Source organism: Microbacterium sp. NPDC080220, from assembly GCF_040686395.1.
GTDB classification, from domain to species: domain Bacteria; phylum Actinomycetota; class Actinomycetes; order Actinomycetales; family Microbacteriaceae; genus Microbacterium; species Microbacterium gawkjiense.
On the sequence record NZ_JBFBOP010000003.1, the window covers coordinates 185,334 to 200,252 of the forward strand.

11 protein-coding genes are annotated in these 14,919 nt (G+C 69.5%); 6 read left to right on the forward strand and 5 right to left on the reverse strand.

Features of this window, described 5'->3' with window-relative positions; translation table 11 throughout:
* Nucleotides 1-870, reverse strand: coding sequence for a glucose-1-phosphate thymidylyltransferase RfbA (gene rfbA / locus AB0P29_RS06745; RefSeq protein ID WP_363379167.1), 870 nt, complete (start codon nt 868-870; stop codon nt 1-3).
* Nucleotides 871-953: 83 nt separating this feature from the next.
* Here rfbA and AB0P29_RS06750 point away from each other — a divergent pair, with 83 nt between their 5' ends.
* From AB0P29_RS06750 to AB0P29_RS06765, 4 genes are read left to right on the forward strand one after another with little or no spacing between them, the layout of a single operon-like run.
* On the forward strand, nt 954-2,876 hold the full coding sequence (locus tag AB0P29_RS06750) for a glycosyltransferase (protein WP_363379168.1): 1,923 nt from the start codon (nt 954-956) through the stop codon (nt 2,874-2,876).
* A gap of 51 nt (nt 2,877-2,927) precedes the next feature.
* Entirely contained in the window at nt 2,928-4,049 is a 1,122-nt protein-coding gene (locus AB0P29_RS06755; RefSeq protein ID WP_363379169.1) for an NAD-dependent epimerase/dehydratase family protein, read from the forward strand.
* Nucleotides 4,046-5,857, forward strand: a complete 1,812-nt coding sequence (locus tag AB0P29_RS06760; RefSeq protein ID WP_363379170.1) for a CDP-glycerol glycerophosphotransferase family protein — start codon at nt 4,046-4,048, stop codon at nt 5,855-5,857. Before AB0P29_RS06755 ends, AB0P29_RS06760 begins: the two co-directional genes overlap by 4 nt.
* Nucleotides 5,854-6,567: an IspD/TarI family cytidylyltransferase gene (locus AB0P29_RS06765; RefSeq protein ID WP_253035210.1), complete on the forward strand. Its 714-nt coding sequence runs from the start codon at nt 5,854-5,856 to the stop codon at nt 6,565-6,567. Before AB0P29_RS06760 ends, AB0P29_RS06765 begins: the two co-directional genes overlap by 4 nt.
* Before the next feature lie 9 nt (nt 6,568-6,576).
* On the opposite strand, the gene AB0P29_RS06770 is transcribed toward AB0P29_RS06765, so the two are convergent.
* The 4 genes from AB0P29_RS06770 to AB0P29_RS06785 are packed head-to-tail and all read right to left on the reverse strand — an operon-like array spanning nt 6,577 to nt 13,165.
* A complete protein-coding gene (locus tag AB0P29_RS06770; protein ID WP_363379171.1) occupies nt 6,577-7,971 on the reverse strand; it encodes a bifunctional cytidylyltransferase/SDR family oxidoreductase in 1,395 nt (464 codons plus the stop codon).
* Nucleotides 7,972-8,025: 54 nt separating this feature from the next.
* Nucleotides 8,026-10,410: a CDP-glycerol glycerophosphotransferase family protein gene (locus AB0P29_RS06775; protein WP_363379172.1), complete on the reverse strand. Its 2,385-nt coding sequence runs from the start codon at nt 10,408-10,410 to the stop codon at nt 8,026-8,028.
* 38 nt (nt 10,411-10,448) lie between these two features.
* A complete protein-coding gene (locus AB0P29_RS06780; RefSeq protein WP_363379173.1) occupies nt 10,449-11,768 on the reverse strand; it encodes a hypothetical protein in 1,320 nt (439 codons plus the stop codon).
* The gene (locus tag AB0P29_RS06785) at nt 11,765-13,165 is read right to left on the reverse strand and encodes an O-antigen ligase family protein (RefSeq protein WP_363379174.1); all 1,401 of its coding nucleotides are present in this window, start codon (nt 13,163-13,165) and stop codon (nt 11,765-11,767) included. The genes AB0P29_RS06780 and AB0P29_RS06785 overlap by 4 nt, the downstream gene beginning before the upstream one ends.
* Nucleotides 13,166-13,257: 92 nt before the next feature.
* Here AB0P29_RS06785 and manA point away from each other — a divergent pair, with 92 nt between their 5' ends.
* A complete protein-coding gene (gene manA, locus AB0P29_RS06790) occupies nt 13,258-14,400 on the forward strand; it encodes a mannose-6-phosphate isomerase, class I (protein WP_363379175.1) in 1,143 nt (380 codons plus the stop codon).
* A gap of 140 nt (nt 14,401-14,540) precedes the next feature.
* Nucleotides 14,541-14,861 carry a WhiB family transcriptional regulator gene (locus AB0P29_RS06795; RefSeq protein ID WP_082886057.1) on the forward strand — a complete coding sequence of 107 codons (321 nt, stop codon included), beginning with the start codon at nt 14,541-14,543 and terminating at the stop codon, nt 14,859-14,861.
* The last annotated feature ends 58 nt before the right edge of the window (nt 14,862-14,919 follow it).

Genomic DNA, 14,919 nt, shown 5'->3' on the forward strand with positions numbered 1-14,919 from the left:
TCACACGCCCCTGTTCAGGATGTCGAGAAGGTACGTGCCGTACCCGGATTTGACGAGCTTCTCGGCCCGTTCACGGAGCTGATCGTCGGTGAGGAACCCCTGCCGCCACGCGACCTCCTCGGGCACCCCGATCTTCAACCCGGTGCGGCGTTCGATGGTGCGGACGTACTCACCGGCATCCAGCATCTGATCGAACGTGCCCGTGTCCAGCCACGCCGTCCCGCGCGGCAGCACCTGCACCTGCAGGGAGCCGGCCGACAGGTACGCCTTGTTCACGTCCGTGATCTCGTACTCCCCGCGCGGGGAGGGTTTCAGGTCGCGGGCGATCTGGACGACGTCGTTGTCGTAGAAGTACAGACCCGGCACCGCGTAGTTGCTCTTGGGCTGCGCAGGCTTCTCCTCGAGGGAGATCGCGCGGCCGTCGGCGTCGAACTCCACGACGCCGTATGCCTCGGGCTCCCCGACGTAGTACGCGAACACCGCGCCGCCGTCGACATCCCGGAACCGTGCCAGCTGCGACCCCAGACCCGGCCCGTACAGCAGGTTGTCACCCAGGACCAGGGCGACCTTGTCGTCGCCGATGTGGTCCGCCCCGATCGTGAACGCCTGCGCGAGACCATCGGGCGACGGCTGCTGCGCGAACGACAACGACACCCCGAACTGCGACCCATCACCCAGCAACCGCTGGAAGTGCTCCGCATCATGCGGGGTCGTGATGATGAGGATGTCGCGGATGCCGGCGAGCATCAACGTCGACAACGGGTAGTAGATCATCGGCTTGTCGTACACCGGGATCAACTGCTTCGACACACCGAGCGTGATCGGGTGCAACCGCGTCCCCGAACCCCCCGCGAGAATGATGCCCTTCATGGCTCCCATCGTTCCACAAGCGGTGTCGTGCGCCCGACGCCGAAATCCTGCGAGCCGTGGGACCGCGCCCGTAACATGGCCTGGTGATCAAGGTCTCGGTCGTCGTGCCCACCTACCAGACACCTCCCGAGGGACTGACCCGGCTCGTCGGGTCGCTCGATCGGCAGACCCTGCCGACGTCGGAGTTCGAAGTGATCTTCGTCGACGACGGCTCGCCGGACGACACCCTGCAACGGCTCCGCGGACTCCAGTCCACGCACCGCAACGTGCGGGTCGAGGCGATCGAAAATTCCGGATGGCCGTCGAAGCCCCGGAATGTGGGCATCGACCTCGCTCGGGGCGAGTACGTCGCTTTCATGGACCACGACGACGAGCTCTACCCGGATGCGCTCCGAGCGGCGTACGAGTTCGCCGCAGCCCATCGCGCAGACGTCGTCAGCGGCAAGGAGTCGCGAACCACCGATCCCGGGTGGGCGCTCGGAAGTTACGACGTGGATCGCCCCCAGGCGAAGGGGCGCGAGGACGTGCACCCGCTCCTCCCGATGAATCCCCACAAGCTCTACCGGAAGGCGTTCCTCGACCAGCACGGAATCCGTTTCCCCGAGGGGAGGCGGGTGCTGTGGGAGGACATCTTCTTCAACCTCCAGGTCGCCCGGGACGCGAAGGTGGTGTCCTCGCTCGCCAGCGTCCCGTACTACCACTGGGTGACGACCGAGGGCAGCGGGTCCACCACGTTCCTGAAGTCCAACGACGACTACTGGGAGTGGCTGCGTCGCGTCTGCTCCGCCACCGTCGAGACGCTGCCCGGCGAAGAGAACCGGATGCAGCGCGAACAGCTCGAGTTGCATCAGTACAACTCGCGCGTGGTCGGCGCTTTCGACCTCAAGTTCACCGAGCGATCCGAGCGCAACAAGAAGTTCATCTTCGAGCACGCGGCTGCCCTGCAGGCCGATTACGGCTACCGGCGTCTGGACAGTCGGCTCACCGTATCGCGTCGGTTGCGCGCTGAGCTGCTCCATGCGGGTCGTCAGGATCTAATCGAGACGGTGTGCGCGCTGGATGCCGCTGTGCCCGGATGGGGGAGTGCCGACGCGGTGCAGTGGCGCGATGGCGTCCTCCACGTCGAGGGGGTCGTCGAGTGGGCCGATTCCTCGGGCCGTCGCCCCGCTCTGCGGCGCATGGGCAGCCGGATCGTCAAGGATCTTCCCCAGGAGGTCCTCGATGCGGTCTCCAGCGACGCGATCGACGTGACCCGGGAGATCGACGCGATCGAGCTCACGGCATTCGGTCACTCGCGACAGTCGCGGGTGGCCTGGGCCCTTGAGACGACCTCGGAGGTGAGCGTCGAGGATCGCCCCGACGGCACGGTCGGGATTGCCGGCCGGATGAGGTTCTCGATCGATCCGCGCCGCGCCGCGTTCGGTCGTCCTCTCGATAGCGGATCCCACTGGGACATCCGCCTGCATACGAGGTTCGGCAGCGCGACGACTGCACGCGCCGTCAAGTCCGCGATCCCCGCGTCCGTCTCGGTCGCCGACGGCCACCTTCACCTCGTCTACCCGAACGACGGCGGAGCCGCCACTCTCATCCCGGACGGCCAACAGGAAGCCGTTCGGCGGCTCAGCCCGACGGCTGCTTCTCTGGAGGGTGGCGATCTCGTGATCAGCCTCGATGGCCGACACGACGGCTCGGGGTCCGTCGACGCATCCGTGGGCGAGTGGAAGGCCGGCGCCGCCGGACCGCGAGCGACGGCGGCGACGCTGACGGTGAAGGACGGGCACGCTCTCCTCCGCATCCCCGGACCGCACCCCGACGTTCGTGAGCTCCGCATCGGAGACCGTGCTCCCGGAGGCGCCACATCGTGGTCCTTCCGGCGGCGGCCCGGCGGTGTCGACATGGCGCGCACGGCGCGTACGGCGCAGAGCGCGCGTCCCACGGCGAAGCCCGCGGCGCCGACCCTCCGCCGCAAGGTCGGCAAGGTGCTGCGCAAACTCGGGCTCCGTTGAGACGGCCCGGCGCTCAGGGCGATCGCGAACCGGTGCCGTAGAATCGGCAAAATGCCTGAACACACACCCCGTGGCGATGGAACGACCGCGACGGCACCCGTCGTCCGCGTGACCGGGAGCGCCGTCATCGACGGCGACATCGCCGAGATCGTCGGGCAGCCGCTCCCGTGGGAGCGGCTCCAGGGTGCCACGGTGCTCGTGACGGGCGCCGCAGGGATGATCCCCTCCTACGCCCTCTACACGCTGCTGGGTCTCAACGACGTTCGGGACGCGGGCATCACCGTGATTGCGCTCGTGCGCGACCTCGACAAGGCACGGGCTCTTCTCGGCTCGGTGACCGACCGGGACGACGTCGTCCTGGTGAAGGGGGACGTCCGCGAAAGGATCGAGCTCGACCGCACGGTGGACCTGGTGATCCACGGCGCCTCTCCCGCACGCCCCGCGTTGCACGCAGCGAATCCCGTCGACTCCATCCGCGCGAACGTCAACGGCGCTTTCGGACTGCTCGACCTCTGCGTCGCCTCGGGGGGAGCGCGCTTCGTGCTGATGTCCTCGGCGGAGGTCTACGGCCAGCGCGCCGACGACGGATCCCTCGTCGGCGAGTCCGATTACGGCGCGGTCGACATCCTGACGCCCCGGGCGTCCTACATCGAAGGCAAGCGTGCGGCCGAGACGATCGCGGTGAGCTACCACGCACAGCACGGTGTCCCGATCACGATCGGCCGCTTCGGCCACATCTACGGACCCGTCATGGCGCTCGACGACGGCCGTGTGCAGGCGGATTTCGCGTCCGACGTCCTGGCCGGACGCGACATCACCCTCAACAGCGACGGAAGCGCCCGGCGCACGTACACCTACCTGGCGGATGCCGTCTCCGGCATGTTTGCGGCGATCCTCCTCGGTGAGGACACCGCGTACAACATCTCCGACCGCGACGGCTTCATCAGCATCCGCGAACTCGCCGAGGCGTTCACGCACGCGCGACCCGAGAAGGGCCTCAGCGTCCGCTTCGCGGAGGGCGTCGACCTGAGCCGCTACAACTCGGTGAAGGGTCAGGGCCTCGACGACGCCCGCCTGCGCAGCCTCGGCTGGACGCCCCACGTCGGTCTGCGCCGAGGTCTCGACCGGACGCTGGCCTGGCACGAGGAGCGCGCCGAGGGGACCCGCTCGTGAGCGCCACCGGCCGGCCCCCGGCATCCCCCGCTCCGGAGACCGAGGTCGCGGTCGTCCGCCCCCTGCCGCCGTTCGACGTGACGGTCGACTCCCTCAGCTGGGAGCGGGCGAAGCTGACCATCCGACTGTCCGTCGTCCAGGTCGACGACTGGACGCCGCAGGCGCCCGAGCGGGGCGAGGTGCCCCCGCCCGCCGTCGACTTCCGACTCATCGACGGCAAGCGGCGCATCCCGGTGCCTTTCACCGCGGTCGGACCCGGCTCGTTCGAACTGCATGTCGACGTCCCGACGTTCCGGGACCGTCAGGCGATCCCCAACGGCACCTGGCGCATCGTGATGTTCGCGCACGGGGAACGGGTCGCGCCGGCGCGTTTCGACGGACGTTCGCTGCTCGAACTCGACGAGGGGTCCCGCGTCTTCCTGTACGACGGCAACCGCGCCGTCACGACCGTCTCGTTCGGCATCGCCGAGAACGCGGTCGACCTGGAACGGCTCGACTTCCTCATGCGGAGCTACCACCTCTTCCGCTCCCGACCGAAGCCGAAGAAGTTCCGTCCGATGAAGCGCCTCAAAGCGTTCTTCCTGGGCGCCCCCGCGAAGCAGCGGTACGCGGGACTCATCTACCAGCTGATCACCCGCACGGTCGGGGTGAAGCCCGGCCGCATCCTCTTCGCGTCCGATCAGCGTCTGCGCATCGAGGGCAACCTCCGTCGCGTCCAGGAGCGGATCGTCGAGCGCGGTCTGCAGGACCGCTTCGACATGAAGTACTCCTTCCGCCTGCCGCGCTCGGGCGGCTGGGGCACGACGCTCCGGATCATCTACCTGCTCGCGACGAGCGAGATCGTGCTTCTCGACGACTACTTCGGCATCCTCAAGAGTCTGCGGATGGACCCGCGCACCAAGGTCATCCAGCTCTGGCATGCCGGCAGCGGATTCAAGTCGGTCGGATACAGCCGCTTCGGCAACCTGGGGTCGCCCAAGCTCTGGCACCCGCACCGGCAGTACACCTTCGCCATCACGGGCTCGGAGCACCTGCGTCACGTCTACGCGGAAGCGTTCGGCATCGAGGAGGCCGCCGTCATCCCGACGGGCCTGCCGCGCGTCGACTGGTTCCTCGACACCACCTTGCGCGACCGGTTCCTTACGACGTTCGCCACCGAGTATCCGCAGATCGCCGGGAAGAAGGTCGTGCTGTTCGCGCCGACGTTCCGCGGACGGTCGATCTACACGGCGTTCTACGACTACAGCCAGATCGACTTCGACGCCCTGTACGAGGTGTGCGGCGACGACACCGTCGTCCTGTTCCGGATGCACCACTTCGTGAAGAACCCGATCGAGATCCCCGAGCAGTACCAGGATCGCTTCTTCGACTTCACGCACTACCCGGACGGGCTCAACCTGCTGCACGCGACGGATGTGCTCATCACCGACTACTCGTCGATCATCTACGAGTTCTCGCTGCTCGATCGCCCGATGCTGTTCTTCGCGCCCGACAAGGTGAACTACGCCGCGACGCGAGGTTTCCACCGCGACTACGACGAGACCGCCCCGGGCCGCGTCGCCGACACCTTCGACGACGTCATCGACGCGCTCCGCACCGGCGAGTTCGAGCAGGAGAAGGTCGCGGAGTTCCGTCGCCTCAACTTCGACCGCGTCGACACCGGGGCCGCCGACCGCGTCATCGACTGGCTGATCCTGGGCAACCCCGACACCGAGAAGATCACCGAGAGCCCGGTGCCGACCGAGCGTTCCGACGCGAACACCACAGAGTCCAGTGAGAAGGACGTCCCAGAAGAGGAGATCGCGTGAACATCGCCATCATTTTCGCCGGCGGGATCGGATCCCGGATGACGTCGGCGACCCTGCCGAAGCAGTTCCTCGAGATCCACGGCACACCGCTGATCGTCCACACGCTGCAGCACTTCCAGGACCACCCCGAGATCGACCGCATCGCCGTGTCCATCCTGCCGGAGTGGCGCGACCGTTTCGCGCGTCTGGTCGCCCGGTACGAGTTGACCAAGGTGAACTGGATCGTCGACGGCGGCGCGACCGGTCAGGAGTCCCGCCACCGCGCGCTGCGGGCCGTCGCCAACGAGGCTCCCGGTGACACCGTCGTCCTCCTGCACGACGGGGTGCGTCCCCTCATCAATGCGGACGTGATCTCGGCGAACATCGAGACCGTCCGCTCGCAGGGGCCCGCCATCACCAGCACGAAGTTCAACGAGACGATCATCTCCTCGGCCGCGGGCGCCGTCGACGAGGTCATCCCGCGCGACCACCTGTACGTCGCGCAGGCGCCGCAGAGCGGCCGTCTCGACACCGTCCTCGGCGTCTACGACCAGGCCGTCGCCGACGGCGAGAACGACTCGATCGACACCTGCAGCCTGCTGCGCCGGTACGGGCACACCCTGTACCGCGTCGACGGTCCGCGTTCGAACATCAAGATCACGACGGCCGAGGACTACTACGTCTGCCGCGCGTTCTTCGACGTCATCGAGCGCAACCAGATCGGCGGCTGAGGCGCGGGCTCAGCCCCCGGCGTTGCGCATCGCGGCGACGTTGACCGTGACGATCTGACCCGTCAGGTCGGATGCCGCCACGTTCAACGTGACGCGCGCGACGTCGGCCGGGTCGAGCAGGCTGTCGACCGGCTCCTCGCCGAAAGCCTGCGTCCGCATCGGGGTACGGGTGCGCTGCGGGTTGATGCAGTTGATGCGCACCCGGGACGCCTCCCACTCCTCGGCGAGGGCCTGCGTGAGGTTCACGACACCCGCCTTGGTCGCCGAGTAGGCGCTGTAGCCGGCCCGTCCACGGGTGTACGAGCTCGAGGTGAACAGCACGACCTGCCCCGCCGTCTCGGCGAGGTAGGGGTGCGACTCGCGAGCCACGACAGCCGGCGCGATCAGGTTCACCTGGATCGTGTCCTTCAGGTCGCGCTTCCGGCTCTCCACCAGCGGAGCGATGCGCAGCACGCCCGCGGTCACGATGACGACGTCGATCCGACCGCTCCGGGACTGCGCCTCGGCGAGGGCGGCGCGCACGGCCTTGGCGGAGCGGATGTCGGTACCCGTCGACGACCGGCTGAACTCGTGGACCGTGGCCCCGGCATCCGTCGCCTGCTGGACGATGCTCTCACCGATCCCGTAGCTGCCGCCGAACACGACGACGGACTTCCCCGACAGGTCGGGGACCGTCGTCATGCTCTCGAGCGACAGGCTCGCGGACTGCAACTGGAAGAGCTTGTCGGCGATGTGGACGTCGATCGGCTCGGTCACCTTCATGTTCTCGGCGGTGCCGTCGACGACGTAGATGGGGACGTCGGGCAGGTAGGTGAAGACGACGCCGCAGTCGTCGGTCGCGCGGAAGTGCGGATCGGTCGCGGCGATCTCGTACGCCTTGCGGATCGTGCCGAGGCGGAAGGCCTGCGGCGTCTGTCCGCGACGGAGCAGAGAACGGTCCGGGATGCCGGTGATCAGCCGATCCGCGTCGACCTGGATGATCGTGTCCGCCGAGGGGATGGCGGTGTCGACGGCCTCGTAGGTGTCGAGGGCGCGCACGCAGTCCTCGATGATGCGGTCGTCGATGAAGGGACGGACCGCGTCGTGGAAGAGGACCTTCGTGTCGTCGCCCTCGAGCGCGGCGATGGCCAGCTGGGTCGTGTCGTTGCGGGTCTCGCCGCCGGGGAGGATGCGGCTGAGCTTCGTGAACCGGCCGGTGTCGAGCAGGTGGTCGAGCTCGCCGATCGCGGCCGCGTTCATCATGATGATGATCTCGTCGATGCGGGGGCTGGCCTCGAGCGCCTCGAGCGTGTGCTCGACGATCGCCTTGCCCGCGATCTTGATGAGCTGCTTGGGGATGCCGAGACCCACCCGGACTCCGATGCCACCCGCGAGGACGACGGCGACGGTACGGGCTGTGGTCACGGCGAGGGCTCCTCGTGAGTCGGTGCGGGCGTGCGCTGGCACGCCCGCACCATCCTATGCGAGGGGCTCTGCGGGCCCCCTGCCGGCCACGCGGTCGAGCACGAGTCGCGCGATCCGTTCCGTGCACGGGTGCCCGGTGGCGGCGCCCGTCTCGGCGACCCAGCGTGCGGCGAACGCCGCGGCATCCGTCGTCGTCGCGATCTCGGCCTCGACGGCGGCCGCGAGCTCCCCGACGGTGGTGCACACGGGGCCGGGCAGGTCGCGCCGGTAGTCGAGGTAGAAGTCGCGGGTCGCCAGGTACTCGTCGAGGTCCGGAGCGAGGAAGTAGGTGGGGATGCCGCGCACGGCCGCCTCGAACAGCGTCGAGGAGTAGTCGGTGATGAAGACGTCGGCGACGGTCAGCATCTCCTGCGTCGAGAAGCCGTCGGCGGTGTCGACGGCGCTCCCGCGGAGCGTCATCAGGGGGTGGAGCTTCACGACCACGTGGACCCCGATCGCCGCGAGGGCGGCGACGACGTCGTCGGGGGCGGACATGGCGGTGTCCTCGATCCGGAACGTCGGGGCGAACACGGCCACACGCGCGTCCCGCAGATGCGGATGCCGGCGGTAGATGCGCTCGCGCGTGCGACGGGTGATCTCCTCGTCGCGCAGGCGGTCCACGCGGGGCAGGGGAGCCACCACGATCCGGCTCTCGTCGGTGCCGAACGCCTCGGCGTACGGCGCGCGGCACGCCTCGCCGCTGGCCAGCACGAGGTCGTACCCCGCATGCATCCGCATGGCCTGCGCGAGGCGCGCATCGCGTCCTTCGCCGGTACCGAGGATGCTGAGACCGAACTTCTTGAAGGCTCCGAGAGCGTGCCAGATCTGGATGACGCTCAGCTCGTTTTTGTGCCGCAGCATGCTCGCGACCATGGAGTAGGTGTCGACGACCAGGACGCGCGCGGTGGCGACGTGGTACATCTGCACCAGCAGGTGCCCGGCGTAGCCGATCTTGCGGAGGAGGCCGGGCGGTACCATCCGCACGAGCGACACGACCGAGACGGACGGGTCCATGGCGGCGATCGCGGTCCGCAGGTCGATGAAGTCGTCGGTCTCCTCGGGGTGCTCCCGGCTGATCATCACCACCTTGCGTCGGGTGGGCAGCAGCTTGAGCGGCGCGTAGCAGACCCCGAGCACCGTCCGCGCGACGCGGGCCGCGAACACGTGCCGGCCGACCGGGCCGTCGATGCGGGTCGGCGCGACGGGGGGTGCGTCGAGCATCGCGGGGCGGTCGTGGACCTCACGGGGAGTGAGGATCATCTCGCGCACGATGCGCTCGGTCGATCGGCCGTCGCACGCCGACATGAACCGCTCCCGGAACGCGGCGAGGTCCGCGCCGGCGCGCGCGTCCCGGATGGCGGCGGCGAGGTCGGCGCCGTCGGTCACGAGGGGACCGGCGAGGTAGTCCTCGAACGGGTGGTAGAACGAGCGCTCCGCAGCGTAGACCTCGACGTCGGGGCAGAAGAAGACCATCGGGCGGCCGAGCAGGGAGAACTCGAAGATCGCCGAGGAGTAGTCCGTGATGAGGACGTCGGCTGCCATGAGCAGATCGTTGAGCTCGCGTTCGGCGGAGACGTCGAGGATCCGCTCGTGCGACGGGATTCCGGCGGTGGCGCGCGCGACGAACGGGTGCAGCTTGACGAGGACCACCCATTCCTCGCCCAACTCCTCGACGAGCCGGAGCCACGGCACCCAGTCCACGTCGTAGTGCGCGCTCAGCTGGCCGTTGCCCCGGAAGGTCGGCGCGAACACGGCGATGCGCTGCTCGGGTCGGATGCCGAGGCGGGTGCGGACCTCGGTGGCGCTGCGCGCGATCAGGTCGGTGTCGAAGAAGACGTCGGTGCGCGGCACGCCCAGCGCGTGGACCCGCGCGACGTCCATGTCGAACGCCTCCGCGTAATCGGGACGGATCGCCTCCGAGCTCACCGTGGCATCCGTGTAGTTGCGGTGCGCGACCGACCCGGGGAGGGGGCCGCCGGGCAGGCCCGCGCGGCTCCAGCCGACCTTCTTGTAGGCACCGGCGGCGTGCCAGACCTGCAGCAGACGCGTCTCGGGACGCAGCTGCAACGGGTAGATCATCGGGTAGTAGTCGTCGAGGACGATGGTCTGCGCGCGGGCGAGCTCCCAGGGCAGCCGCAGCGAGTCGCGGAGGGGGCGCCGCTCGGCGAGGCTTCCCTTGAAGATGCCGACGACCTTCGCGTCCGGCCGCTGGCGTCGGATCTCGTCGCGGAGGAAGGCGATGTTGCCCGAGAAGCCCCGGCGGGAGTCCGAGAGGAAGAGGGTGCGTCCCTGCTGGACGCGCGCGATCCGCGAGGCGAGGGCGTAAAGGGCGATCCACAGCCCGAAGCGCCACCTCTGCAGGAAGGCGTTCCCTCGCAGACGCCTGCGAAGTGATCGCACGGTGGAACCTCCTGGATCGTGGCGGGTGTCGCTCGATTCTAAGCCGGTGCTCCGAGCCCGAACGTGTCGGGACGCTCCGACGCATCCGGGGGCAGGGGGCGCTCGCGCCGCCAGCCGCGGACGAGGGACGCCTGCGTGGCGCACAGCACGAGGAGGAACCACCCGAAGCCGCCGAGGGGGGAGCTCGTCACGACGGAGTCGGTGAGGAGCACGATGATGACGAGGGCCGGCCACACGTAGACCGTCGAACGCCGCTCACTCGCCGTCGCCCAGGCGCGGGCGAGGGCGAGGCCGACGAAGGCGACGAGGAGCACGACCCCCACGGCGCCCGCCTGCAGCAGGACGTCCATCCAGACGTTGAGGGCCGAGGCATGCGGGCGGCCGGTGACGAGGCGGATGTACGTGAAGGGGGAGAGGTGGTCGGGCCAGGTGCCGACCCACCCCCATCCCTGGACCGGACGCAGCGCCGACATGTCGAGGATCACGTTCCACAGGCGGGAGCGGGTGAAGAAGTCGGGTTCCGCGTTGAGCCAGTAGACCAGCGGTCGGCGGAAGATGTAGACGAGCACCAGCCCCACGGCGACCGCGCCGGCCAGGACCCCTTGCAGGACCGGGCGGACGTGGAGGGGGACGCGACGCAGGACGGCCAGCGCGCCCGTCGCGGCGCCCGAGACGAGGACCATCCCCAGGACGATGGGGGACGCGGTGAACATCGCCAGGACGGCCGCGAGCGAGACGGACCCGATCGCGACGCCCGCACTCACCGATCGCGTGCGCCATTCGACGAGGAAGGTCACGAGGGCGATGATCGTGACCACCCCGAGGACGGTGCGCGTGCCGAAGATCCCCTGGACGGGACCCCCGTCGGCGAGGTTGCCGGCGATGCCGAGGAAGGCGATGGGCAGGTCGAGCAGGATGCCGCTCAGGATCTCGAGTCCGAGCGAGACGCCGAGCAGCACGCGCAGGACGTCGCCGGTGGCGCGCACGGTCTGGAGCGTGTCGCGGAACTGGGCGACGACGACGGCGAGGAAGGTCGGGGCGCCCAGTTGCAGCCACCCCGTCAGGGTCGCCGAGGGCGACGCGGACCACCCCGCCGTGATGATGAGCCAGAGCAGGAGCATCAGGAGCGTGGTCGGGATGAGCTGGATGAGGCGGAGCTCCGCGCGGCGGGCGATCATCATCCCCGCGCCGATCAGGCAGAGACCGCTGAGGACGGCGCCGTACCCCGCGTTGCCCATGAGTTGGCGCAGCGCATGGGTGGAGAACAGGGCGCCGACGGTGACGAGGGTGTAGGCGGCGGCGACGTCGGGGGTCTGCAGCGCGGCGATGAGCCGGGGGAGCGCGCGCACGGTCCTCATCGCTCGGTCGGCCTGTCGCCCTGTTCGCCGATGAGGCGCTCCTCGGACGGTCCGCGGCCGACCAGCGGCGCCTGCTTGATCTTGAACGCGAAGAGGATGAGCAGGAACCATCCCCAGTTCAGCAGCGGCGTCGACTCGGCGAGGCCCTGCACGAGGAGGATCGCGCCCGTGAGGGTCGGGAGCAGCGTCACCGCGGTGTACGGCCGGTCCGCCACGAGGTCCCACCGGGGGCGGTCGACGGCGAAGAACCACGACCGCCAGACGAACGCGACGTACGCGGCGGCGATGAGGACGACGCCGACGGCGCCGAGCTGCAGGAAGACGTCCACCCACATGTTGTGCGCCTGCATGACGGTCTGACCGTGGTCCACGATCCAGCGGTCGAATGCCGGTTCGGTCGGGATCCAGGGCGTGGAGAAGCCCCAGCCGATCACCGGGTGCTCGACCGCCCGCTCGAGGACCTTCTCCCAGATCGACTCGCGGCCGGTGAGGTCGCTCGAACGCCCGAGCGCCGAGAAGACGCGGTCTCGCAGCGCCCAGACCGCGAGCAGCCCGCCCACGGCGACGATCGCGTAGACGAGGTAGTAGCGGGTGCGCTCGCCGGCCCGGGTCGTCGTGCGCATCACCAGCACGGTGATGAGCACCACGACGACGGCGACGGCCGACACGGTCGCGGTCGCGGACCCCGCCCGGACGAAGAGGTACACCGCGAGGAGGATCCACAGCACGAGGACCGGGCGCCGAGGCGCGCGGGAGGCGATCCGGATGGCGAAGACGACGATGGCGAGGAGCGCGACGTAGGCGAGCGCGTTGGCGTTGCCGAAGACGCCCTGGATCCGCCCGCCGTCGAGCAGGTTGTCGCGAGACCACAGCACGATCGGATCGTCGACGGGCCCGTCGGGGCGGACGAAATGCGGCAGGATCGGGCCGTTCCAGACGAGGCTGACCCAGAGCTCGAAGAGGATCGACAGCGCCAGCATCCATTTCAGAGCGGATGCCAGGGCGCGCACGACCTCGCGCCAGGTGAGCACGGCGCCCACGAACAGGGCGCCGACCGTCGTCACGATGAGGAGGGCGACGGTGGCGAGGGTCGCGTCCGGCCAGTGCGACCAGAGGAGGGAGAGGACGGCGAAGGCGAGGTAGGCGAGCGCGTACCACGGCAGTCGGCGCCACTGCACGCGCGGGCGGATCGTCACCCACAGCACGACCGAGACGAGGAAGCTCACGATCCCGATGCCCGCGGCGACCTCTATACCGAAGGCGAGAGGGAGGGCCGTGCCCGACAGGGTGATGACGAGCAGAAGGATGCACCAGCCCCGCAGGAGGATGTGGCTCGTCCGCTCGCGCGGCGGGGCGGCCGGCGGCGCCGAGACCGGGTGCGAGGAATGGACGGCCATGGTGACAGAAGGGTATCGCGCGGCCCTGTGCTTCCTGCGGCCCTGTGCTTCCTGCTGCCTGGTCGTTCCTCCGCACGCCCTAGGCTGATCGCGTGCTGGAGACCCTCTCGAACGAGCCCCGCGACTACGCCTGGGGATCCCCGTCCGCGATCGCCGACCTGCAGGGGCGGGTGCCGACCGGCGGCCCCGAGGCCGAGGTGTGGTTCGGCGACCACCCCGGCAGTCCCGCCCGCCTGGGGGACGGGCGGTCCCTGCCCGAGGCGCGCGCGGCGGCCGGAGAGCCGCCGCTGCCCTTTCTCCTGAAGATCCTCGCCGCCTCGTCGTCGCTGTCGATCCAGGCCCACCCCGACCTCGCGCAGGCGAAGGCGGGCTTCGCCGCCGAGGAGGCCGCCGGGGTCCCGCGCGACGCCGGCGACCGCATCTACCGCGACGACAACCACAAGCCCGAGGTCATCGTGGCGCTGAGCGATCCGTTCCGCGCGCTCGTCGGTCTCCGCCCCGTCGCGGACACCCTCCGGCTCCTCGACGGACTGGGCGATGCCGCCGGGGTCGACCGTCTGCGCTCCGCCCTGACGGCGACCGACTCGTCCGCCGCCCTGCGCGGGGTGATCGAGGAGGTGCTCACCGGACGCGCCGAGGACGTCGTCCGCGACGTGTCGGATGCCGTGGCGAATGCGGTCGTGCCCGGCTTCGCGCAGGAGCTCGACGTTCTCCGCGCGATCGTCCGCGACTTCCCCGGGGACGCGGGCATCGTCGTCGCGCTCCTCATGAACCTCGTCGTCCTGCGTCCGGGGGAGGCCGTCTTCGCCCCGGCCGGTGTGCTGCACGCCTACCAGGACGGTCTCGGCGTCGAGTTGATGGCCGCCAGCGACAATGTCCTGCGCGGCGGTCTCACCCCGAAGCACATCGATGTCCCGGAGCTCCTGCGGATCGTCGACACCGAACCGGGACCAGCGCCGCTGCTGACACCCGTGCCGGAGGGTGAGGGCGAGGTGTTCGACGCCGGCGTCCCCGACTTCCTGCTCACGCGTCACGTCCTCGCCGGCGCGCCGGTGCAGGCGCCGCTCAGCGGTCCCGCGATCGTCCTGGTCGTGTCGGGAAAGGTCACCGTCGGGACTGCGGAGCGCGAGGTGACGCTCACGCCGGGGACGGCGGCGTACGCCCAGGACGAGACGTCGATCGCCCTGTCCGGCGACGGGGTCGCCTACCTCGCTCAGCCCGGCCGACCCGCCTGACGCGGCGACACGCCGGGAGCGTCAAGAAGATTCAATCACCGGTTGAGGGTTTACGATTTGCGACTTGACCGGAGCGAATCACACGGGTGTAATTAGGCATCGGCCGCACCGCGGCGAGTGTCTACAGGTGGGAGAGCAAGATGACGGGTTACCGTTCCGGCGTTCCCGAGAATTGGTTCGTCGACCCGGTGAACCTCGGGGTGCCCGGTGTCCGCCGGCGTGTCGAGACCGACGAGGACACCGCGCTCGCGTGGCAGGCCGATGCGCTCTGCGCACAGACCGACCCCGAGGCGTTCTTCCCCGAGAAGGGCGGCTCGACGCGTGACGCCAAGCGGATCTGCACGTCGTGCGACGTCCGCGGCGAATGCCTCGAGTACGCGCTCCAGAACGACGAGCGCTTCGGCATCTGGGGCGGACTGAGCGAGCGCGAGCGCCGCAAGCTCAAGCGTCGCGCGTCCTGACGCGATCCGCGCCACCCCGTCCGTCCTCCCCGAGTCGGGCGGGTCGCGACCTAGGCTG

Coding starts and splice junctions, on each gene's coding strand:
- AB0P29_RS06780 (WP_363379173.1), bottom strand. CDS start 11,768: ATGAGGACCGTGCGCGCGCTCCCCCGGCTCATCGCCGCGCTGCAGACC.
- AB0P29_RS06755 (WP_363379169.1), top strand. CDS start 2,928: ATGCCTGAACACACACCCCGTGGCGATGGAACGACCGCGACGGCACCC.
- AB0P29_RS06785 (WP_363379174.1), bottom strand. CDS start 13,165: ATGGCCGTCCATTCCTCGCACCCGGTCTCGGCGCCGCCGGCCGCCCCG.
- rfbA (WP_363379167.1), bottom strand. CDS start 870: ATGAAGGGCATCATTCTCGCGGGGGGTTCGGGGACGCGGTTGCACCCG.
- AB0P29_RS06795 (WP_082886057.1), top strand. CDS start 14,541: ATGACGGGTTACCGTTCCGGCGTTCCCGAGAATTGGTTCGTCGACCCG.